21 protein-coding genes are annotated in these 22,212 nt (G+C 38.3%); 14 read left to right on the top strand and 7 right to left on the bottom strand.

Going from position 1 to position 22,212, the window contains the following annotated elements; all coding sequences use genetic code 11:
- Nucleotides 1-2: 2 nt before the first annotated feature.
- Nucleotides 3-1,346: a dicarboxylate/amino acid:cation symporter gene (locus M3O96_RS05390; protein ID WP_249719277.1), complete on the top strand. Its 1,344-nt coding sequence runs from the start codon at nt 3-5 to the stop codon at nt 1,344-1,346.
- Between the two features lie 155 nt (nt 1,347-1,501).
- Here M3O96_RS05390 and M3O96_RS05385 read toward each other — a convergent pair whose 3' ends face one another.
- The 3 genes from M3O96_RS05385 to tpiA all read right to left on the bottom strand — a co-directional run bounded on the left by M3O96_RS05385 (nt 1,502) and on the right by tpiA (nt 3,709).
- Nucleotides 1,502-1,699 carry a hypothetical protein gene (locus M3O96_RS05385; RefSeq protein WP_249719276.1) on the bottom strand — a complete coding sequence of 66 codons (198 nt, stop codon included), beginning with the start codon at nt 1,697-1,699 and terminating at the stop codon, nt 1,502-1,504.
- Nucleotides 1,696-2,526, bottom strand: a complete 831-nt coding sequence (prmA, locus tag M3O96_RS05380) for a 50S ribosomal protein L11 methyltransferase (protein ID WP_249719275.1) — start codon at nt 2,524-2,526, stop codon at nt 1,696-1,698. The genes M3O96_RS05385 and prmA overlap by 4 nt, the downstream gene beginning before the upstream one ends.
- A gap of 421 nt (nt 2,527-2,947) precedes the next feature.
- Entirely contained in the window at nt 2,948-3,709 is a 762-nt protein-coding gene (gene tpiA, locus M3O96_RS05375; protein ID WP_249719274.1) for a triose-phosphate isomerase, read from the bottom strand.
- A gap of 72 nt (nt 3,710-3,781) precedes the next feature.
- Here tpiA and M3O96_RS05370 point away from each other — a divergent pair, with 72 nt between their 5' ends.
- Nucleotides 3,782-4,297 carry a regulatory protein RecX gene (locus M3O96_RS05370; RefSeq protein WP_249719273.1) on the top strand — a complete coding sequence of 172 codons (516 nt, stop codon included), beginning with the start codon at nt 3,782-3,784 and terminating at the stop codon, nt 4,295-4,297.
- Between the two features lie 44 nt (nt 4,298-4,341).
- Nucleotides 4,342-4,845: a hypothetical protein gene (locus tag M3O96_RS05365; RefSeq protein ID WP_249719272.1), complete on the top strand. Its 504-nt coding sequence runs from the start codon at nt 4,342-4,344 to the stop codon at nt 4,843-4,845.
- Between the two features lie 59 nt (nt 4,846-4,904).
- Here the strand turns inward: M3O96_RS05365 and M3O96_RS05360 are convergent, their stop codons facing one another.
- The 4 genes from M3O96_RS05360 to M3O96_RS05345 form a co-directional block, all read right to left on the bottom strand.
- Complete coding sequence (locus M3O96_RS05360; RefSeq protein ID WP_249719271.1) at nt 4,905-5,141, bottom strand: hypothetical protein; 237 nt, start codon at nt 5,139-5,141, stop codon at nt 4,905-4,907.
- A gap of 79 nt (nt 5,142-5,220) precedes the next feature.
- Nucleotides 5,221-6,321 (bottom strand): porin, encoded by a 1,101-nt coding sequence (locus tag M3O96_RS05355; protein WP_249719270.1) that lies wholly within the window; start codon nt 6,319-6,321, stop codon nt 5,221-5,223.
- 270 nt (nt 6,322-6,591) lie between these two features.
- Nucleotides 6,592-7,068 carry a heme-binding domain-containing protein gene (locus M3O96_RS05350; protein ID WP_249719269.1) on the bottom strand — a complete coding sequence of 159 codons (477 nt, stop codon included), beginning with the start codon at nt 7,066-7,068 and terminating at the stop codon, nt 6,592-6,594.
- Nucleotides 7,068-7,460, bottom strand: a complete 393-nt coding sequence (locus M3O96_RS05345; protein WP_249719268.1) for a heme-binding domain-containing protein — start codon at nt 7,458-7,460, stop codon at nt 7,068-7,070. The genes M3O96_RS05350 and M3O96_RS05345 overlap by 1 nt, the downstream gene beginning before the upstream one ends.
- 520 nt (nt 7,461-7,980) lie before the next feature.
- Here M3O96_RS05345 and M3O96_RS05340 point away from each other — a divergent pair.
- The 11 genes from M3O96_RS05340 (at nt 7,981) to M3O96_RS05290 (ending at nt 22,186) form a co-directional block, all read left to right on the top strand.
- Nucleotides 7,981-8,295, top strand: coding sequence for a four-helix bundle copper-binding protein (locus tag M3O96_RS05340; RefSeq protein ID WP_502798899.1), 315 nt, complete (start codon nt 7,981-7,983; stop codon nt 8,293-8,295).
- Nucleotides 8,296-8,599: 304 nt separating this feature from the next.
- Nucleotides 8,600-9,982: an NAD-dependent succinate-semialdehyde dehydrogenase gene (locus M3O96_RS05335; RefSeq protein WP_249719266.1), complete on the top strand. Its 1,383-nt coding sequence runs from the start codon at nt 8,600-8,602 to the stop codon at nt 9,980-9,982.
- Between the two features lie 87 nt (nt 9,983-10,069).
- Nucleotides 10,070-10,717 carry an SDR family oxidoreductase gene (locus M3O96_RS05330; RefSeq protein ID WP_249719265.1) on the top strand — a complete coding sequence of 216 codons (648 nt, stop codon included), beginning with the start codon at nt 10,070-10,072 and terminating at the stop codon, nt 10,715-10,717.
- 5 nt (nt 10,718-10,722) lie between these two features.
- Complete coding sequence (locus tag M3O96_RS05325; RefSeq protein ID WP_249719264.1) at nt 10,723-11,718, top strand: NADP-dependent oxidoreductase; 996 nt, start codon at nt 10,723-10,725, stop codon at nt 11,716-11,718.
- Between the two features lie 728 nt (nt 11,719-12,446).
- Nucleotides 12,447-14,660: a type I restriction-modification system subunit M gene (locus tag M3O96_RS05320; RefSeq protein ID WP_249719263.1), complete on the top strand. Its 2,214-nt coding sequence runs from the start codon at nt 12,447-12,449 to the stop codon at nt 14,658-14,660.
- Nucleotide 14,661: 1 nt separating this feature from the next.
- Nucleotides 14,662-15,807, top strand: coding sequence for an AAA family ATPase (locus M3O96_RS05315; RefSeq protein ID WP_249719262.1), 1,146 nt, complete (start codon nt 14,662-14,664; stop codon nt 15,805-15,807).
- Complete coding sequence (locus M3O96_RS05310; protein ID WP_249719261.1) at nt 15,794-18,901, top strand: type I restriction endonuclease subunit R; 3,108 nt, start codon at nt 15,794-15,796, stop codon at nt 18,899-18,901. Before M3O96_RS05315 ends, M3O96_RS05310 begins: the two co-directional genes overlap by 14 nt.
- A 368-nt stretch (nt 18,902-19,269) precedes the next feature.
- Entirely contained in the window at nt 19,270-20,172 is a 903-nt protein-coding gene (locus tag M3O96_RS05305; RefSeq protein ID WP_249719260.1) for a hypothetical protein, read from the top strand.
- 392 nt (nt 20,173-20,564) lie between these two features.
- Nucleotides 20,565-21,470: an endonuclease/exonuclease/phosphatase family protein gene (locus tag M3O96_RS05300; RefSeq protein WP_249719259.1), complete on the top strand. Its 906-nt coding sequence runs from the start codon at nt 20,565-20,567 to the stop codon at nt 21,468-21,470.
- Nucleotides 21,471-21,585: 115 nt separating this feature from the next.
- On the top strand, nt 21,586-21,885 hold the full coding sequence (locus tag M3O96_RS05295) for a nucleotidyltransferase family protein (RefSeq protein ID WP_249719258.1): 300 nt from the start codon (nt 21,586-21,588) through the stop codon (nt 21,883-21,885).
- Nucleotides 21,878-22,186, top strand: coding sequence for a HepT-like ribonuclease domain-containing protein (locus M3O96_RS05290; RefSeq protein WP_249719257.1), 309 nt, complete (start codon nt 21,878-21,880; stop codon nt 22,184-22,186). The genes M3O96_RS05295 and M3O96_RS05290 overlap by 8 nt, the downstream gene beginning before the upstream one ends.
- The last annotated feature ends 26 nt before the right edge of the window (nt 22,187-22,212 follow it).

Below are 22,212 nucleotides of genomic sequence, written 5' to 3'. Positions count from 1 at the left end.
ATATGTTGAAAAAGATACCCTTGCATACCCAGATTATCATCGGATTGGTTTTGGGATTGGTGGTCGGATTGGTCATGATCAAATTTGGCATGGACCCTTATATTATTATCAATTTCGTCAAACCGGTAGGGACAATTTTTATCAATTCCCTAAAAATGATCGCGGTTCCCTTGGTGTTTGCCTCTTTGGTAGTTGGGGTCGCAAATTTGGGAGATGTTTCCAAACTCTCCCGAATCGGGGGAAAAACACTTTTTGCGTATTTAATTACCACCATTTTTGCAATAACCATAGGACTTTTGCTGGTCAACGTCTTCAAACCGGGGGAAAGTTTACCGCAAGGGACAAGGGACAGTTTGATGGCATTGTATGATGATGCTGCAGGTTCCAAAGCGGATCAGGCAGCAGAGGTTTCAAGTCAGGGGCCATTGCAGCCATTGGTAGAAATCGTTCCGGAGAATATTGTCCGGGCTGCTGCAGACAACAGCAGCATGCTTCAGGTTGTCTTTTTTGCCATAATTGTCGGCATTGCATTGCTTCAAATACCGAAGGAAAAAGCGAAGAATTTCACGAGTTTCTTTGATGCATTCAATGATGTGATCATCAAAATCGTGGAATATATCATGCTGATCGCACCTTATGGGGTTTTTGCATTGATGGCCTCATTGATTGTCGAAATCGCCGGAGATGATCCGGATTCTGCTGTTCAATTACTCCTTGCGCTCCTCAAATATACCTTGGTGGTCTTGGGAGGATTGCTTTTGGTGATTTTTGGAGTTTACTATTTGATCATTAAATCTTTTACCAAAATTCCTTTCGGTACTTTTCTGAAGGCTTTCAGACCTGCCATGTTGCTGGGATTTTCGACTTCCTCAAGTTCAGCCACCCTCCCGGTGACGATGAAGATCGTGGAGGATGAAATCGGGGTTTCTGAAGAGATTTCGAGCTTTGTTTTGCCACTTGGTGCAACTGTAAATATGAACGGGACAAGCCTTTACCAAGCTGTTGCAGCGGTGTTTATCGCTCAGGCTTTAGGAATGGATCTGACGATTTCCCAACAGTTAACCATTGTCTTGACCGCAACATTGGCAGCAATCGGCTCAGCAGGTGTACCGGGTGCGGGATTGATCATGTTGATCATTGTATTGGAAGCGATAGGTGTTCCTGGAGCAGGAATTGCCTTGATTATCGCTCCCGATAGGATTTTGGATATGTTTAGGACAGTAGTCAATATCACAGGTGATGCTACTGTCTGTGTGGCAGTGGCTTCTACCGAAGGGGAATTACCTGCCGGAATGATCCGCCAATCCAATCCTTTTACCCAAAATGAAGAAGTTGTGGAGGGATAAAAGGCCATTGTCCACTGTCGACAGTCCATAGTCGACAGATTGTACAGTGTATTTTCAACCTGAGATTTATATGTTTTGTGGCATGAAAACATACCTACATAAAATGTAGTTTTTAAAATAAAAAACCCTCTAAGATCAAGATCTTGGAGGGTTTTTTATTTTATGCCCTTATTTCTTCCTTTATATTTCCTAAAGTAATACCCTGGCAAAATCAAGGCTTTTAGTTTCCAATCATTTCTTTCCTTCAGGCTCAATGATTGATCAGCATGCACGGTTCTGTACATTTTAGAAGCCATCAGTGTATGCGCTATCAAGGAGAGGAATAAAAAAGCATAAATAATTAACTCGGTCATTTTTTCTCAAAAATTAATGCTGCCCAATTGTCTTTCGTTTTTTGGGTTAAAAGTAAAAGTCCAAATGCTGAAGCTTTGTTTTCAATATCTGCGATATCGTGTTCATAAAATCCACTCAATAGAAGTTTCCCTCCATTTATGACAAGTTCAGAATAAACTTTCATTTCATCCAAAAGGACATTTTTATTGATGTTCGCCAATACGATTTCAAATTGTCCCTGGGGTTTGACTTCACGAACAGTTCCTATTCCCATCCTGACTTTTGACATGTCGTTGAGGTCAAAGTTTTCATTCCCATTATCGACACACCATTCGTCAATGTCAAAAGCCTCGATCTCAGCTGCTCCAAGCTTGTGCGCCATGATCGCCAAAATGCCCGTTCCTGCTCCGATATCCAGAACTCTTTTGCCAGAATGCTCAATAGTAAGCTGATGGGAAAGCATCAAAAAGGTAGTGGCATGATGACCCGTGCCAAAAGACATTTTGGGATTGATGTGGATTTCATATTTGAATTCCGGTCTTGGGTCGTGAAAGGATGCCCTGACATACACCTGATCGCCGACAAAGATCGGATCGTAATGCTTTTCCCACTCTTCATTCCAATTGACTTTGGGCATTTTGCCTTCCTGCACTTCAATCTTACCGGCCTCTTTGTACCTGTCGATGATTTCCTGATAAGCTTCCCTGTCAATCAAATCCTCTTGGATATATGCGTCGATTCCTTCGTCAGTCTCCAAAAATGAATCGAAACCCACTTCAGAAAGTTCGGCGATCAGAATTTCACGGAATGGTTCTGTGCAGGAAATCTTGAATTCTAAATATTCCATTTGTTTGTTTTGCGCTATGCATAAGCGGCAGTGGAGACACTGCCGCTTTGATTGTCACTGTGAGTTGTTTTAATTGGCATTTACAGAAAAGCTAATGACGTTTGGTGTTTCGTCATCCTGAAGGAGGCACGACTGAAGGATCTCATTTTCTTCCGGTGAGACTCTTCGCTCACTACCAATGACGTGAATATCCGGGTCGTCGCACTGAACGTAGTGAAGTGTCTCATTTAAGAGATGCTTCACCTCCGCAAGCTCCGGTTCAGCATGACGTAACACCAACCGTTATTCCATTTCTGAACATTTCCCAAATGTTAAAGGCTCCGAGTGCTGGCCACGACAAAGCTTAAATTGGTAGGGACGCTATCCTTCATCCTTCCTTACTTCCCATCATCCTTACTTCCATGCTTCCCAACTTCCTGCCTCAAAAAGACTTCACAATCTCCACAAAATCTCTAGACTTTAGCGATGCGCCACCGATCAGTCCTCCGTCAACGTCTGGTTTGGAGAAAAGTTCTTTGGCATTGCCTGGATTGGCAGAACCGCCATACAGGATAGAGATGTTGTCGGCTAATTCTTGTCCAAACTTGCTTGCCAAGTGTGTTCTTAATGCTGCATGCATTTCCTGTGCCTGATCCGAGGATGCAGTCCTCCCTGTACCGATGGCCCAGATTGGTTCGTAAGCGATGACAATTTTGGACATTTCTTCAGGAGAAAAATCAAATAAGCTTTCAGTCAATTGCTGTTTTACATACGCCTCGTGCGATTCTGCTTCACGGATATTCAATGGTTCGCCGCAGCAGAAAATCGGAGTCAGTCCGTTAGTCAGAGCCTGTTTGGTTTTTTCTGTCAACAATTGGTTGGATTCCTTGAAGTATTCTCTTCTTTCGCTGTGTCCGATGATGACATAGGTCGCACCGAAGGAAGCCAACATGCCGGCGGAAGTTTCCCCCGTAAAAGCACCCGAAGCTTTGTCGGAACAGTTTTGCGAGCCTAGAAAAAGGTTTGGCGTATCACCGATCAGTTTTTTGACAGGATAAAGGTGGACAAAAGGTGGGTTGAGGACGGCGATGACATCCTTGATGTTTTCATCCTTCAGCATATTGACGATCTCGGAAGTCAGTTTTTGGCCTTCTTCAAGGTTGAGGTTCATTTTCCAGTTTCCGGCTACAATTTTTTTGCGCATGGTTTCTTCGGTTTGATGGTTAGATTTGAAAAAAATAACTTCAAAAGTTACTTTGGGCCAAAATTACATAAAATGTCCTACCCACGAAAAGAATATAATCCGGATCAGCCGAGAAAGTATTGGTCATTACAGGAAGCGAAGGTAAAAATCGCCGCTTATTGTGCTTACCAAGAGCGCTGTCAGGAGGAGGTAAGGACCAAATTGGCAGAAAAAGGACAGTATGGAGATCAGGCTGAGGAATTGATCTCACACCTGATCGAAGAAGGTTTTTTGAATGAAGAGCGCTTTGCACAGGCTTTTGTCCGTGGAAAATTTAACCTGAAAAAATGGGGGAGAAATAAAATCACCCAAGAACTCAAACTCCGAAAAGTAAGTCCCAATTGCATCAAATCCGGCCTGAAAGAACTCGATCCGGAAGATTATTGGCAGATGCTCCTTGGATTGGTGGAGAAAAAATCTGAGTTCGTCAAAGAATCGGATCAGTTTAAGAAGAAATACAAAATCCAACAGTACCTGATCAGTCGTGGATTTGAAAGTGATTTGGTACAAAGTGCCGTGGAGACCGTTTTTTCAGGACAAAACCTTTAATTTCTGAAAGCAAAAGCCTAATTTGCGAAAGATTTGATAGCCAAATGATTCAGAAATTATTTCCCCTTGACAAAAATTACATTTTAAGACAGGCCCAATCCATATTGGAGGAGCAAATGCTGGAAGTGATGGTTTTTCAACTCAAAAAATCCTATACCCAACTTTACAATCCATTGATGCTGATGGATGAAACCTTTGCCAAAATCCTCGATACTTACGAGTACCCCAAGGACAGGCTGAGGATGATCTACCGTCAGCTATGCGGGATTTACAGGTTTAAGAATAGGGACAACCAATTGGAATTACTTTTTGATGGAAGAACACATCTGGAAAAATTTCAGGAAGATTGGTCCTTACAGTTGTTGGAATGGGTTCACGAACTTGGTTATCATGAGCAATATGTGAAAACATTGCTGCGAATGACCATCCTTTTTGATACTGATTCCCGTGCAGAATGGTCAGAAAACCACTGTAAGTTTTTTATCAACCAACATTTCGAGCTCAAAATCATCAAACGCAAAGGCGAATTGAAGCTTAAAATAGCGTAATGAATTTAACCACCGAAAGGGTGGTTTAAGTTGTTTTTGAACAAAAAAATTGATTTAAACTATTTCCTTAACAAATCTTCAAGCATTTTTTCTGCAGATTCAGAGGTATGAATATTCCCATCTATGACATCTTGAAGTCCTTCCTGGATAGCAATTCGCTCCTCATCTGTGAGCTTATAGATGTTAGCTAAATCCGACTCTTGATTGAGAAGTCTGACTATATCTTCAAGGACTTGCTCATCGGAAATAGCTGTTACTTTATTGATTATCTCTAATTTAAGTTCAGAAACTGACATGGCGTTAAGGTTTTAATATCATAAAATAGCAATAATTATCGGTTTGGTAATTTTTGAAAGCAATTTGAAGATTCCCTCTCTACTTCCCAAACCTTATCGCCATCGAACTTGCGATGATAAAGTTTTGGTTTGTTGGACCTGTACTTTTTTCAAATACCCTGTCTTTTGCATTCATCCATCTTCCCTCAATTCTGCACATGATTGATTCATTGGGAGCATAGTCAAGATTTAAAGAATATCCTGTAGTCTGAAATCCGTTTTGGGTTGCTGTCGGGATCATGATCCCGGTTTTGTCCTGATAGTATTCAACCCGGACGGCGGTTTTCAATACCCTGCTGATCTGCAACTGTCCAATCAAAACAGGGCTCATCCAAAAGTCATATTCTGAACTTCCTTTGACCCTTTGCTGCGTTCCTAGATCAAATCCGGCAATCAATCCAAACTGCTCAGTAAGCTGAAATTGACCATAAAGGTTATTGAAATAACGCATTCTCCGTGTGCTGTCAGGGTCGTCAGTCCCTAGAAATGTACTCCAGTTGAAAGTTGTCCTTTCATTTGGGCTGAATTTCAACTGTGTTCCAAATGAAGGCAATGAATTTCCTTCCAACCTTTGGATTCTTTGCCAACCATTCACCATCAATCCGGCAATCTCCCATTCGTCGTTGGGATTAAAGGTCAATTTGGCTCCGGTAAGAAAATAGGGCGAATTCTCCGCCAACAGCGACCTTGTCAAAGTCCAGTTGTCGATAGAAACAGCACTTTCAAATCCGATATGGGAAGGCATAACTCCGGCATCGAGCCACAGGTTGTTTTCCTTATTCAATGAAATCCCGATGTTCGCCTCAAATATGGTTTTCAGCAAATCCGGTTCTGCCGCATAGTTATCCGTGGCGTAGGTGCCGGTCTGTAAAGCCAAATTTGCCCGGTATTTGGTATGATCCAGGCCGACTTTTACAAATCCCAAATTGATGTTGAATTCGTTGTGTCGGTTATGGTTGAAGAGAAAGGGCTGCCGATAGGTGCCTTCAGGTCGGTTGAAGTCATACACATAGAACACATCCAAAAATCCGGAAAGGGAAATCATGGGTTTTTCATGCATGATGCTGTCTTGCTGTGCAGTAAGGTCGAAGCCTGAGAACAGCAACAATACCAAAAATTTAAAGCGCAAGATCTGCCTCATCTGATTTTATTTTTATTGCAGTTATCCATAAAAAAACCACCCATCTCGGTGGTTTCATCTTCTGCTATGTATTCATGTAATCATTCCAGTAGAATGGTTTTCAACATTAATTCTTGTCTGCGGACTGAAATACCTGGAACTCCCCTGCCCTCCGACAGGCAGCGATCTTCCTACTTCCGACTTCCCTGCCTACAGGCAGGCGTCCCGTTTGAATAATAACATAGGGTTACTGACAAAGAAGCGGATAATAATAATAATTAATGAATGGATTCAATCTTCTTCATCCTCTTCTTCGGCTACAATATCCATCGTCTCTTCTGCCCAAGCGACGATCTTGGCACGCTGCGCATCGTCTAGCTTGGCGGAAGAATGCATCAACGTATAGATTTCCATTGGCATCCGGCCTTCTTTGACCTCAATCGCAATGTCATCCAAAATTTTGAGCTTGTCCATCATGTCGTAATCCATCCAATCAGAGAAGTTGACTTCCTCCCGGGCTTCCCGCACATCTTTGTCGACCAGCCAAGAGGAGGGCGCCACATACGAATACCATGGATACACCGTCTCATTGCTGTGGCAACTGTAGCAGGAAGTTTTCAACATGGTGGAAATCTCCTCACTCACCAAACCATTCAGGACAAGATCTCCGGGATTGTTGGTGTTGACGGCCGGCAGTTCATTGGGGACAAACTGGATTCCAATAAATACCACAGCCAAACCGAGCAAAATGTATTGCCACAACTTCATTACTTATCTTTCTTTTTGCCGGCACTCCATTCCATCAAAGTCGCAAGGTCAGACTCAGAGAGTTTACCCTCAGGTTTATTTTCGAGGAATTTGGCAGGAGGCATGTCTCCTTTTCCCAATGTCTCGTTGATCTTGGCCATGGTAGCCATCTGCTTTGACTTCTTGGTCGCCTCAAAAGCATCCCAGTCAAGCTTGGCTTTTCCCTTTTCGTTTTTGGATTCGGCATTGTGGCAGCCGTAGCACTTTTGTTCCACGACAGCCTTTACATTGGCAGGCATGTCAGGTGCCAAAGCATGGAGTTCGGTCTCAGTCACGGATACATTTTTGGTGGTACCCTGAATAAAGAGGAGGCCAAGAATGGTCAAGGATGGGATTAAAAATGATTTTTTCATAGAGCGCTTATTATGGTTGTATCAGGAATTTCAAAATTTTTTTCCAGTCCTGCAAATGAGAAGGTTGGATTGATCCTATTTTTTTAAAAATGGATGCTTTTAGACGATAACTGGCTTAATTTCAATGGGTTTTTAGCGTTTGGTAGCGCTTCAGAAGGAGGAATTAGGCCCAAGGAAAACCTGCACGAGTAAGGTACTTTCCGAAGCAACCCTAACTCTTCCCATTTCTTCACAGGAAGTCTTTTTTACTTCTTGGGTTTTCAATTTTGATGGACATGAATTCTATTTGAATATCGGAGAAAAGTCTTCTATTCAACTAGTGATCCAACGGCAGGAAAATAATAGCACGGCAGATAATAAGTGGCTCTAGAGACCTGATTAAGTTTTCAAACAACAATGCCCCGATAACAAAAATGTGTGATATACATAACATGTTGTTTAATATCCGCAATGCTTACTGCTTCAATGATGGCCACCTTTAAAGTTGTAAAAATACTTTCATCATGTAAACCACAACAAAATGGAAAACTTAAGAAGTTGTATTGACGCTTGTTTGGCCTGTATGGTGACATGCGAAATCTGTGTCACTGATTGTATCAAAGAAGGTAATTGGGAATGTATTTCAATTTGCCGTGACTGTGCAGACATCTGCACATTGTGTGCAAGGTTTGATTCAAGAGGCTCTACATACGGAAGTGGACTTCACGCTTTGTGTGCAGAGATTTGTAATGCCTGCGCTGTAGAATGTGCCAAGCATGCAGCTCACCACGCCAGCTGTAAAGAGTGTGCAGCAGCATGTAAGAAATGCGCAGAGATCTGCGGACAACTTGCTTAATTGAAAGCATAAATTCAATCAAGCCGGAAAAGGGAGCTAATTTATTCTTCCTTTTTTGCCTTGGCTATTTTTTAATTTGGGTACTATCCATTTCTCACATGACATTTTTTGATCAAAACAAGCTACGATTTCCTATCATCGGATTTCACAACATGCTAGGATGAAACACAGGTTTAAAACCGTTTGCTTTTAGTTATTCGACGATTATGGTTCCTCTATTTCAAGTCATGAAATGGAAGTTCGCTTTTAAAAATCTTTCAAAACAGGAAAGAATATTTTCTATTCAATAAAAAAAAAATTAAACATGTCCATTCAAACAACCAATCCTTATACAAACAAGACAGTAAAGTCATTCGAAGAAATGACAGAAACGGCAGTGGAAGGTAAAGTTGCCAAGGCCCAAGAAGCTTTTACCAACTGGAAAGAAACCGATTACCAGCACCGCGCGGATTTGCTGCATAAAGTCGCAACACTGATGCGGGTCCAAAAATCTGAGCTTGCCAAAACCATCACCTTAGAAATGGGCAAACTCCTGGCGCAGGCCGAAGGTGAAATCGACCTGAGTGCAGATATTTTTGATTATTATGCTGATCATGGAGAAGCTTTTTTGGAAGATAAAGTTCTCGATCCTGAATTTGGATCGGCCATCGTACGCAGCAGTCCCATTGGTGTATTGTTAGGCGTGATGCCCTGGAATTTCCCCTTCTATCAGGTAGCGCGCTTTGTCGCTCCCAATATTATGGTGGGCAATACCATTCTGCTCAAGCACGCCTCCATCGTGCCACAATGTGCCGCCGCTCTTGAAGAACTTTTTGCAGAAGCAGAAGCGCCCGAAGGCTTATACACCAATCTCTTTATCTCAGGTAAACGCGCATCTGCACTTGTTTCCGACAAAAGAATCAAGGGAGTTTCCTTGACGGGAAGTGAAGAAGCCGGAGCAAGCATTGCCATGGAAGCCGGGAAATATCTGAAAAAGGTGGTCTTGGAGCTTGGCGGAAACGATGTCTTTATTATCCTGGAAGACGCCGATATGGCTAAAACCGTAGAATGGGCAGTTGTCGGCCGGATGAATAACAACGGTCAATGCTGTGTCGCCTCCAAGCGGTTTATCGCCGTGGAAGCAATTGCAGACACATTTATCCAAAAATTTAAAGACGCGCTCTCAAAAATGAAGGTAGGTGACCCGATGGATCCCGATACAGAATTGGGCCCTTTGAGCAGTGAAGAAGGAGCGGTTCAAGTAGCTGATCAGGTAAAACGCTCCGTTGACCAAGGCGCTACAATCTTATTGGGAGGAAAACGTCCAGACCGCGATGGTGCTTTTATGGAACCGACGATACTCACCGACCTGAAACCCGGTATCGCTGCTTATCAAGAAGAAATATTTGGTCCGGTGGCCTCCTTCTATGTGGTGAAAGACGAACAGGCGGCCATCGACCTGGCCAATGACTCTGATTTTGGTTTGGCGGCATCTGTTTTTACCCAAGACATCGAGCGAGGTAAAAGGATTGCCGATCAGATTGATGTCGGAATGGTATTTATCAACCATCCTACCTGGACGCAGGCTGACCTTCCTTTTGGCGGAACCAAGCGTTCGGGATTTGGCCGTGAACTTTCAGAATTGGGAATCCAGGAGTTTGTGAATAAAAAACTCATTCGGGTAAGTGAGCTCAATGATCCATTTTAACATGCAGTTGCATCAAAACATAATCTCATTGAATTTCTAAGAAATAAACAGCATGTATAATCTAAAAATATATTAAAACTAAAAAATATGAAAGCCTTACAAATAGTAAGAAAAAATGTATTAGTGGCAGGTGCCAACGGAACCACAGGCAGAATCATCATCGATTTATTAAAAAGATCAGAAGTCTATCAACCTATAGCGATGGTCAGAAAACAGGATCAAAAAGATTATTTTGAAAAGCAAGGTGTATCTACAGTACTTGCCGATTTGGAGGAAGATGTAAACCACCTAATGAAAAATGCGGATAAAGTAATTTTTGCGGCTGGATCAAAAGGTAAAAATATAATAGGTGTGGATCAGGAGGGCGCAAAAAGACTAATAGATGCTGCTAAGGAGGCAGGACTTGAGAAGTTTGTCATGTTGAGCTCCATGGGAGCAGATAATCCATCTGTGAGTGACGAACTTGAAGATTATTTGAGAGCAAAGCAAAATGCAGATGATCATCTGCGTTCGAGTGGTATGAATTATAGTATTGTAAGACCCGGTCATTTGACAGACGAGGAAGGTACAGGCAAAATTCAACTCAATGAGAAACTGAAAATTCAGGGGAGTATTTCAAGAGCGGATGTGGCTAAAACATTAGTGGAAGCCTTGGAAGATGGCGTTAAACAGAACCAAGTTTTCGAAATTCTAAGTGGAGAAGTTCCAATAGAGAAAGCCGTCCAACAAAATTAAAAATTATGAACAAAATTATCCTTTTGAAAAATCGTCCGCATGGAAAACCAACGCTTGATGATTTTAAAATCATTACCGAGGAAATGCCAGCACCAAAAGACAATGAGGTCTTATTAAAAACAGTTTATGTCTCGGTCGATCCATATTTGCGAGGCAGAATGAACGCTGTTAAATCATATATCCCTGCATTTGAATTAAATAAACCCATTCAATCGGGAATTATCGCCGAGGTAATAGAAAGTAAACATGCCGATTTCAAAAAGGGTGATTTTGTTTCGAATAACTTGGCTTGGAAGGAATATCAAATTTCTGATGGTAAAAACTTAATTAAGGTGAATAAAGCTGACGCTAAATTATCAAGCTATTTGGGAATATTAGGAATGACAGGGCTTACGGCTTATTTAGGCTTAATGGAAATAGGGTTACCTAAGAATGGCGAAACCCTTGTGGTTTCCGGAGCAGGAGGGGCTGTCGGGACAGTAGTGGGTCAAATTGGCAAATTGCACGGTTGCCGGGTAGTTGGCCTTACCGGTTCAGATGAAAAAGTATCTCTACTTACATCAAAGTTTAATTTCGATCATGCCATCAATTATAAAACAGCAAAAAATTTAAAAGATGCTATCAAAACTGCCTGCCCGAATGGGGTAGATATCTACTTTGATAATGTCGGTGGAGAGATTTCCGACGCTGTTTTAGCAAACATAAATAAGTACGCCCGATTGCCTGTTTGTGGTGCTATATCGCTCTACAATGAAACTGAGATTCAGCTGGGCCCGCGATTGCAACCCATCATCCTCACCAAAAGTGCTACCATGAGGGGATTTATTATTGGTGATTTAAAGGAAAAATTTCCGGCTGCCATCAAACAATTATCAGCATGGCTAAAAGACGACAAAATCACCTTCAGCGAGACCCTTGTGAAAGGCTTCGATAATATTCCTCAGGCATTTATTGATTTGTTTGATGGAAAAAACAAAGGGAAAATGATTGTGGAAATATAAAAAAGCTGGAACGACACAGGTAATTGATGGCGGTATCAATGTTCAGTAGAAATTAATAGCTTTTTCCCCCTTTTTGATTCAAAGGCTATTTTTTATATCCCCGAATACTCAGGGAAGTATGATGGCTACTTTCCGAAGTTTGACGCAGACCTTCGGAAGGTACTCAGGTACACTCCGATGCTAGTCGGGGATTCTCATTTACTACATTTTGAATCTTTTTTACTTCACAGGTATTCTATATTAATACACGTGAAGTCATTTTCATTATCCGTCTATTGATTTTGAATACACCTCGAGTCTTTTTTAATACAGGTGAATACTATTTTAATACACGTGAATTCTTTTTTACTACACAGGTATTGAATTTTAATACACAGAAAGTCTTTTTGATTCAATGGGTATTCTTTGGGAATACCTGAGTATTCTAAATCATTAGGCAGGTATTCTTATTTGTTACCTGTGTATTCTTTGGAAATACATGAGTACTCTCGGAAGTATGACGAGTACCTTCCGAGGGTACTGAAGTAGGTTTTTTTTATACTGCGGTATGTAATGAAGAACCCTCTATCCTTTATGAATTTGATCCTAAACCCCTAAAATCAATAATTGGTCTTATGGTAGGAATGAAAATTAAAAGCAATATTTTTGATAATTGACCGAATTATGGGATGTAAACAAGGGTATTTGATACTAAGAGTAAAAACAAAAGACTTATTAAAAGATAAAAAATGACAAGCATCGAACAAAAAATAGAATTGCGTAATAAAATATGGAAAATAGCCAACGAAGTGCGTGGCTCTGTAGATGGTTGGGATTTCAAGCAGTTTGTTTTAGGTGCACTTTTCTATCGCTTCATTAGTGAAAACTTTACCAATTATATCGAAGGTGGTGATGAAAGCGTTGACTATACATTATTATTAGATGATGTAATAACTCCCGAAATAAAAGATGATGCAATTAAAACAAAAGGGTATTTTATCTATCCAAGTCAACTTTTTGTAAATGTTGCCAAAACAGCCAATACTAATCCAAATCTTAACACAGACTTAAAAGCCATTTTTGACGCTATTGAAAGTTCTGCAAATGGTTATCCATCTGAACCTGATATAAAAGGATTGTTTGCCGACTTTGACACAACAAGTACACGATTAGGTAATACTGTTGAAAGCAAAAATGACAGATTGGCTAAAGTTTTGAAAGGTGTTGAAGAACTGAATTTTGGAAAATTTGAAGATAAGAAAATTGACCTCTTTGGCGATGCCTATGAATTTTTAATTTCTAATTATGCCCAAAACGCAGGTAAATCAGGGGGTGAATTTTTTACACCAACGCATGTATCGAAACTCATTGCTCAATTGGCAATGCATGGGCAAACAACCGTTAATAAAATATATGACCCAGCAGTTGGTTCAGGATCACTCCTTTTACAAGCTAAAGACCATTTCGAGAAGCATATTATTGAAGAAGGCTTCTATGGGCAGGAAGTAAACCACACAACTTACAACCTTGCTCGTATGAACATGTTTTTGCACAACATCAACTACGATAAGTTTAATATTGCCCTTGGCAATACACTAACCGACCCACGTTATGGTGATGAAAAACCATTTGATGCAATTGTTTCTAATCCGCCTTACTCCATAAAATGGAAAGGTGACGATGACCCAACGCTGATTAATGATGACCGTTTTGCACCTGCCGGAGTATTGGCTCCGAAATCTAAAGCAGATTTTGCCTTTGTTTTACATGCTCTAAGTTATCTATCCAGTAAAGGAAGAGCAGCTATTGTTTGTTTCCCAGGTATCTTTTACCGAGGTGGTGCAGAACAGAAAATCAGAAAATATTTAGTTGAAAATAATTTTGTTGAGACCATTATCTCCCTCGCACCAAACTTATTCTATGGAACTCCCATTGCAGTAACAATTCTTGTTCTTTCAAAGCATAAAACAGAAAATAAAACGCAGTTTATAGATGCTAATGGCGAAGATTTCTTTAAAAAAGTAACTAATAACAATGTGTTGGAAGACAAACACATTGAGAAGATTATGGGAATTTTCGACAGTAAAAAAAATGTTGAGTTCGTGGCTAAGACTATCGACAATTCTATCATTGCCGAAAACGATTACAATTTATCCGTTAGCTCATATGTCGCACCTAAAAATCAAATTGAAAAGGTTGATATAGATAAATTAAATGAAGAGATTTTAAAGACTGTGCAGAGGGTAGAATCTCTTCGTGCAGGTATTGATACAGTTATAAATGAGCTTGAGTTAAGTAAGGAACAGTTTAGTCGCTATCACAATCAGTTCTTGAATATTAAGAGAAATGCAGTTGAGTGGAAATCATTAAGTGAAATTGGAGAATTCCAAAGAGGGAAACGATTTGTTAAAACAGATATGATTTCAGAAGGTATCCCATGCATTCATTATGGTGAGATGTACACTCATTATGGTATTTGGGCAAATAAATCCAAATCTTTTTTAAGTCAAGAACTTGTTGAAAAGAGGAACTTAAGAGTTGCAGAAAAGGGTGATGTTATTATTGTGGCTGCCGGGGAGACAATTGAGGATATTGGAATGGGTACTGCTTGGTTAGGAGATGAAGGTGTCGTTATACATGATGCTTGTTTTTCTTTCAGAAGTCATTTAAATCCTAAATATGTAGCTTACTTTACTCGTACTAAACAATTCCATGACCAAATACGGAGTCATATATCTTCGGGAAAAATTTCCGCAATTAACGCGAGGGGAGTGGGCAAGGCAATAATTCCAGTTCTGCCAAGAGAGGAACAGGAACGAATTGTTTCATTCTTAGATAAATTTGATGCACTAACTTCTTCACTAAGTGAAGGACTTCCCAAAGAAATTAAACTAAGACAAAAGCAATACGAATACTACCGTGATATGTTAATAGCATTTCCTAAGAATAATAATGAATCATAATATGGGACAATCCTTAATTGAAATAGCTCATATACTAAAAGATGCTGATAAAAAATTACAGCTAATTTATGCATTTAACGGCTCAGGAAAAACTCGGTTATCACGTCAATTTAAAGAGTTAATAGCCCCAAAAGAACTTGACGTAGACCAGCAAGAAGAATCAGGGATTAAAATTCTTTACTATAATGCCTTTACAGAAGATTTGTTTTATTGGGATAATGATTTGGAGTCTGACTCTGATAGAAAGTTGAAGATACAGCCGAACAGTTTTACTGATTGGGTACTTAGAGAACAAGGTCAAGACAGAAATATTATTGAGAATTTCCAGCAATTAACAAATGACAGATTAACTCCGCAATTCAATGAGGATTTTACTGAGGTAAGGTTTTCATTTGAGAGAGGTAATGAAGGTGATACTGAATATGTAAAAATCTCTAAAGGAGAAGAAAGCTGTTTTATTTGGAGTGTTTTTTTCAGTTTAATGGAGCAAGTTGTAAGTGTTTTAAACATTGTTGACCAAGAAAGCCGGGAAACCCCCCAATACAACAATCTTAAATATATTTTTATTGATGACCCAGTTAGCTCTTTAGATGATACACATCTAATTGAATTGGCTGTGAATATCTCAGAATTAATAAAGTCAAGCACTTCTGATTTGAAATTCATAATCACTACACATAATCCATTATTCTACAATGTACTTTTCAATGAATTTAATAGGGTTAGGAGGAATAAGAAATGGCTTTTAGAAAAGCTTAATGACGGCACTTTTTCAATGAAAGAATTAGAAAGTGATTCACCATTCTCATATCACCTGTTTCTATTGTCGGAATTGGAAAAAGCAATACAGCCTACAGGTGAGATAAAGAAGTTTCATTTCAATTTTCTTCGGAACCTATTAGAAAAGACTTCCACTTTTTTGGGATATAATAAATGGGAAGACCTTTTGCCCCAAGAATCACGTGAAGCATACTACAGAAGAATAATAAACCTTTCAAGTCATTCAAGACACAATGGTGAAGAGATTTCAATTGTAGAAGAAAATGACAAGAGAGTATTGGGCTTTCTAGTAAATGAAATCAAAAGAATGTACGGTTTCAAACCAACTATAAACACAAGCACACCTGAAGGAAATGTCGCAATATAAAACCATAGCAGAATCAAATAGCTTCATTGTACTGGATAAATTCACCAAGTACTCAATGGTGAATGAACCTTCTGCTGTTTATCAGACGGAGTTTGCCTTAGAGCGCGAATTTATCCAAGACTTAATAAATCAAGGTTATGAAAATCCATCTAACCTTATTTCTGTCCGAGAAATGCTTGTAAACGCAAGAATACAGCTTCAAGCACTTAATCAAATGGAGTTTTCTGATAGTGAATGGGCTCGTTATGTGGAGGAGTATTTAGATAAACCAAGTGACAATCTTGTTGAGAAAACAAGGAAAATACATGACAATTATATCTACGATTTCGTTTTTGACGATGGGCATATCCAAAACATCTACTTAGTAGATAAGAAGAATATTGCACGTAATAAAGTGCAAGTAATTTCTCAATTTGAACAAAGAGGAACGCATGGAAATCGTTATGACGTAACCATCTTGGTCAATGGCTTACCTTTGGTACAAGTAGAGCTGAAAAAACGTGGAGTTGCTATTCGGGAAGCGTTTAATCAAATACATCGCTACACCAAAGAGAGTTTAAATACCGGTAATTCACTCTTTAAATACGTACAGATTTTTGTCATATCAAATGGCACTGACAGCCGTTACTTTGCCAACACAGTTGAGCGAAATAAAAACAGCTTTGATTTTACCATGAATTGGGCTAAGGCTGACAATACTATAATTAAAGACCTGAAGGATTTTACTGCCACATTTTTTCAGAAGCAAACACTTTTAAAAGTATTACTCACATATTCTGTTTTTGATACAAGTGACACGCTGCTTATCATGAGACCTTATCAAATTGCTGCTACTGAAAGGATCTTATGGAAAATTGAAAGCTCGTATCAATCAAAAAAATGGTCTTGCACAGAGGGAGGAGGTTATATTTGGCACACCACAGGTTCAGGTAAGACCCTTACCAGTTTTAAAGCTGCGAGATTGGCTACACAACTTGATTTCATAGATAAAGTACTCTTTGTAGTAGATCGCAAAGACCTTGATTTTCAAACTATGAAAGAATATCAACGGTTCTCTCCGGATAGTGTTAATGGTTCAGATAATACAGCAGGCTTAAAAAGAAACATAGAAAAAGACGATAATAAGATTATTGTCACGACTATTCAGAAACTGAATAACCTCATGAAAAGTGAGAATGACCTAGCAATCTATCAAAAACAAGTAATATTCATTTTTGATGAAGCGCATCGCTCCCAATTTGGTGAAGCTCAAAAAAGCCTCAGGAAAAAATTTAAAAAATACTATCAATTTGGGTTTACCGGTACTCCTATCTTTCCCCAAAACGCTTTAGGTTCCGAAACCACTGCAAGCGTATTTGGTAGGGAATTGCACTCCTATGTAATAACTGATGCTATTAGGGATGAAAAAGTCCTGAAGTTCAAAGTAGACTATAATAATGTTCGCCCTAAGTTTAAGGGAATTGAAACAGAACAAGATGTGAAAAAGTTAAGTGGAGCAGAAAACAAAACAGCTTTACTTCATCCTGCCCGTATAAAAGAAATTTCTCAATACATCTTACAGAATTTCAGAGTAAAAACCCATAGAAATCAAGGGAGTACCAAAGGCTTTAACGCCATGTTTGCAGTAAGTAGTGTCGATGCTGCCAAATGTTATTATGAGGAATTAAACCGTTTACAAAGTGAGAGCGATAAGCCTCTAAAAATTGCAACAATCTTCTCCTTTGCAGCCAACGAAGAACAAAATGCCATAGGGGAAATAATTGATGAAACCTTTGAACTCTCTGCTATGGACAGCAGTTCAAAAGAGTTTTTAACCAAAGCAATCAATGACTATAACACCATGTTCAAAACAAGTTATGGTGTTGAAAGTAAAGAGTTTCAGAATTACTATCGTGACCTTGCCAAACGAGTAAAGAATAAAGAAATTGACCTAATTATCGTTGTTGGTATGTTCTTAACAGGTTTTGATGCACCCACTCTTAACACGCTGTTTGTTGATAAGAATCTACGTTATCACGGTTTAATTCAAGCTTTTTCACGTACCAATAGAATTTATGATGCCACAAAAACCTTTGGTAACATCATTACTTTTAGGGATTTAGAAAAAGCTACTATTGATGCCATTACTATATTTGGAGATAGTAACACTAAAAATGTGGTATTAGAAAAGAGTTACAAAGAATATTTAGAAGGGTTTACGGACATTGCCACAGGAGAAGCCCGCAGAGGTTATATTGAAGTTGTAAAAGAGTTGAATCAAAAATTCCCAAATCCAGATGAAATCGTAAAGGAAAAAGATAAAAAAGAGTTCACAAAGCTGTTTGGGGAATACCTGCGTGTTGAAAATATACTTCAGAATTACGATGAATTTACCCATCTCAAAGCACTTGAAGCAATCGACTTAAATGACCCTGAAGCTGTAGAAGCATTTAAAGAGGATCATTTTGTGACAGATGAAGATATAAAAGCAATGCAAAAGATAGAGTTGCTACCAGAACGGATCATTCAGGATTATAGATCAACTTATAATGATATTCGTGATTGGTTTAGACGTGAGAAAATTGGTAAAGAATCAGAAGAATCAAAAGTTGATTGGGATGATGTAGTATTTGAAATAGACCTACTTAAATCACAAGAAATAAACCTTGATTATATTCTTGAACTGATATTTGAGCAAAATAAAAAGACAAAGGATAAAGTTTCATTAGTAGACGAAGTTCGTCGAATTATTAAGGCCAGTATTGGCAATAGAGCAAAAGAAAGTTTGATAGTTGACTTTATTAATGAAACAGACCTTGATAACATTCAAGATAAAGCGACTATTATAGATTCATTTTTCGGATATGCCCAAGGCAAACAGAAAGCTGAAGCTTCAGAATTAATATCCAATGAGAATTTAAATGAGGCAGAAGCAAAGCGATATATTGCGGCTTCTTTAAAGCGTGAATTTGCAAGTGAAAACGGAACAGAGCTCAATACAATTTTACCCAAAATGAGCCCTTTAAATCCTCAGTATTTGACAAAAAAACAAAGTGTTTTTCAAAAGATTGCCGCTTTTGTCGAGAAGTTTAAAGGTGTAGGTGGCCAACTTTGAAAATGGCAATGGATGACGGTACTCAATTACACTCCAAACCCTTACAATTTCAATATAGATCAAAAGATATTCTCCTGACAGCGATTTTCACTCTCCCTACTTACTCTGATCTTCATCCGTCCTTAAGGCAAAATAAACCTTCTTGCCTTTGTCTTTGAGGACTACTCCGGCACAGAATGAATTGAAAATTACCTTCATATAAAATCAGGGTGACGTCTATATTGGATTTAGAACTAATAGAAGTAAGTCTAAGTGTTCGGGAAATCGAGGGAATTTAATTGAGACAAGCGAGATTTGAGTAGATTAAATCAAATGTAATTAAGATATTGCTCTTAGCTTTAAATTATCCCCTAAACTTAAATTTTCTTATGATATATATATCAAAGAAAAAAATTTTTTCTGTTTTAAGAAATATTGATGGGAAAGTTATTGGTGATCCAGTTAAAAAACATTTTAGACAGAAGTATTTTTTTATGAGTGAAAGAAACATTGAAAATATAACAGCTTTCTTTCTCTTCTCTAAGGATCCACAAAAGTTTATTGCGAATAACTATGTTGTTTGGAAAGACTCAAAGTCTTATATATACGAGTCTAATCCAGCTTTTCATAAAACACCTGATTGTAAACACCTATTATCAAAATTTGATAACATTTATATTCCATGGAAAATAAAAGAAAATAAACTCACAGAGGCTTTAAGAAGTTGGGCATTTGATAATAAAAATTTATTCCACAATGACAGAAATATCTTTATTGAAGAATGCATCAAAAATTTTAACGCAAAATATAAATTTTTGAATCTAGACCTTTCTGATTTTGAGCAAATAAGTTTAAGCAACTCTGGGATTGAAGAATTTGAAAATTCTACACTAAATGAACTAAAAGAAAATATAGAAACAATATTAAAGGACGCAAAAGATTACTTTGAAGATGAAAAAAAGAATAGGGTAATTAAATATTTCAAGAATAAATTTTTTTTAATTCATACAAAAGATCCAATACAATATAATCCTACTAATGTTGATGATTATGAAGTAAAAAAAATATTAAGGGAAATTGACGAGAAGTATATAAAGCCAATTAATGAAGTAATTATTCAAATCTGCATTAAAGAATTTTTAGATAAAAAAGATTTTGATATGAGTTTCCTCGAGATTCTCAATTTCAGAAATTGTAAAAGCTGTTTTCCTGATTACAAAAAAGAAAATGATTTAAAGGTCAATTTTATTGAAAAAGTGATTAAAAAAAGTACAATTGTTAGCAATTCATAGACTCAAAACCTCACGTAAAAGACATTGCCTCACCTCAAGAAACGCAAAAAACAAACAACAATAAAGCCCTGAGCATAACAGTTTTTCTCCTATAGAAAGCTTTCTCCACTCTCCTCATCCTGACCCCCCTCCGACCTCACCGCCAAAAACACCTTCTCGGCTTTGTCTTTGCCGACGAATCGGCAAGGTCTTCGATGTTTTTTGTATGATCAGTGGATGGAATATTTTGACATAATTGGGTATTTTTAGGTATTTGAAAAAAGAAAACAAGTATTGTTGGTCTACAATCCTTGGGGAGCATTTATAGAAAATGAAACCAATTCTAATAAATGGAGCAACAGGAAGCATTGCTGACATTCCTAAAAAAACAAGTCAAAAAAATTACTTCAATCATGAATCAATCTATAAAGATTAGCACAGCAGCCATTATCGTACTATGTACTTTTTTTATCTATTCGTGTAATTCAGAGAGGAAAAACGAAAATCAAAAATCCGATAATTTGAAAATTATCAGCTACAATGTCTGGTATGGATTTACTGAAGTACCGGAAAGAAAAAAGGCATGGACTGCATGGATGAAAGGGCAACAACCTGATATTGTATCACTTCAGGAACTTAATGAATATACCCATCAAAAGTTAGCTGAAGATGCCAAAAGTTATGGGCATGCCTACTCGGTCTTGTTGAAAGAGGATGGATTTCCAACCGGTATTACTTCCCGATATCCCATAGAAGATATATACAGAATCAAGGAAGCCTTCCATCATGGCTTACTGCGGGTGAAGATACAGGACATATATTATTATGTTATTCATTTGCACCCCAGCAACTGGGAAATCAGAAAAAACGAAATAGATCAAATCCTTAAGGATGTTGAAGGACTTCCTTCAAATGCCGGAGTAATCCTTGCCGGCGATTTCAATAACCTCTCTCCACTTGATTCGGAATTTTATGCACATGGAAGGCTGGAACCTTTTTTCGATGAAATGGACAAAAAGAACAAAGATGTAAACCTAAATCAGGGTAATCTGGATTATTCAGTGATCCAGGAAGTTATGGATTTTGGATTCACTGATCTTGATGCCAAGATGCGTGGCTCTTCCTATGCTTTTACAGGAAGCTTTCCAACATTGATTGAAAAAGAAGGCGAACATGGGGATCAAAGACGACTGGATTATATTTTTGCATCAAAAAATTTGGTTGATAAAGTAACTAAAGCAAATGTCATTAGCACTGACACTACCCAAATCTTATCAGATCATTTGCCGGTAGTGGTTGAATTGCGTTTGGATTATTGAGTTTCCACGATACCTGGGGACCTGACGGCGGGAGGTGTTTGAAAAGAAGTCTTAGGTCGCCGGTGTTTATTTTGTCATCACAAAAAATTGTACATTTTATGCCTAAATTTGCCTCATGGGAATTGTTGACCGAAATATAGAAGACTTAAAAAAACTTTGTTCCATGTACAATGTGGAAAAGATGTACTTATTTGGTTCAGCACTAAATTCTAGCTTCAATAAAGAAAGTGATATTGATTTTCTTGTAAAATTTAAACCCATTGAATTATCAAAGTATTTTGACAACTATATGGATTTCAAGGAAAGATTGGAGAAATTATTTGGACGTGAAGTTGACTTAGTAGAAGAGCAAACTCTAAAAAACCCAATCTTAATCAACTCCATTAATAAATCTAAAGCCCTTATTTATGGATGAGAGAATTCTTAAATGGCTTTATGATATTAAACTCTGTATCGACGAAATTGATAGCTTTTTTCCAGAAGAAGAAAAAGATTTTTTCAAGTACAGGGATAATGTAATGCTCAAAAGAGCTGTCGAAAGAAATCTTGAGATTATTGGCGAAGCTGTTAACAGAATAATTACTCGAAACAATTCTTTTACTGAGAAAATCAGTAATGCAAAAGCAATTATTGGATTAAGAAATCAGGTTATTCATGCTTATGACAATGTTTCCGATGAGAATATTTGGTCAATTCTAACAAATCATCTTCCTTAATTAAAAGTCGAAGTTGATGCGTTAAT

The organism is Aquiflexum sp. TKW24L (assembly GCF_023502205.1).
GTDB lineage: Bacteria > Bacteroidota > Bacteroidia > Cytophagales > Cyclobacteriaceae > Cognataquiflexum.
Note: the sequence above shows the minus strand (reverse complement) of the source record. Positions and strands in the feature narration are given on the sequence as shown.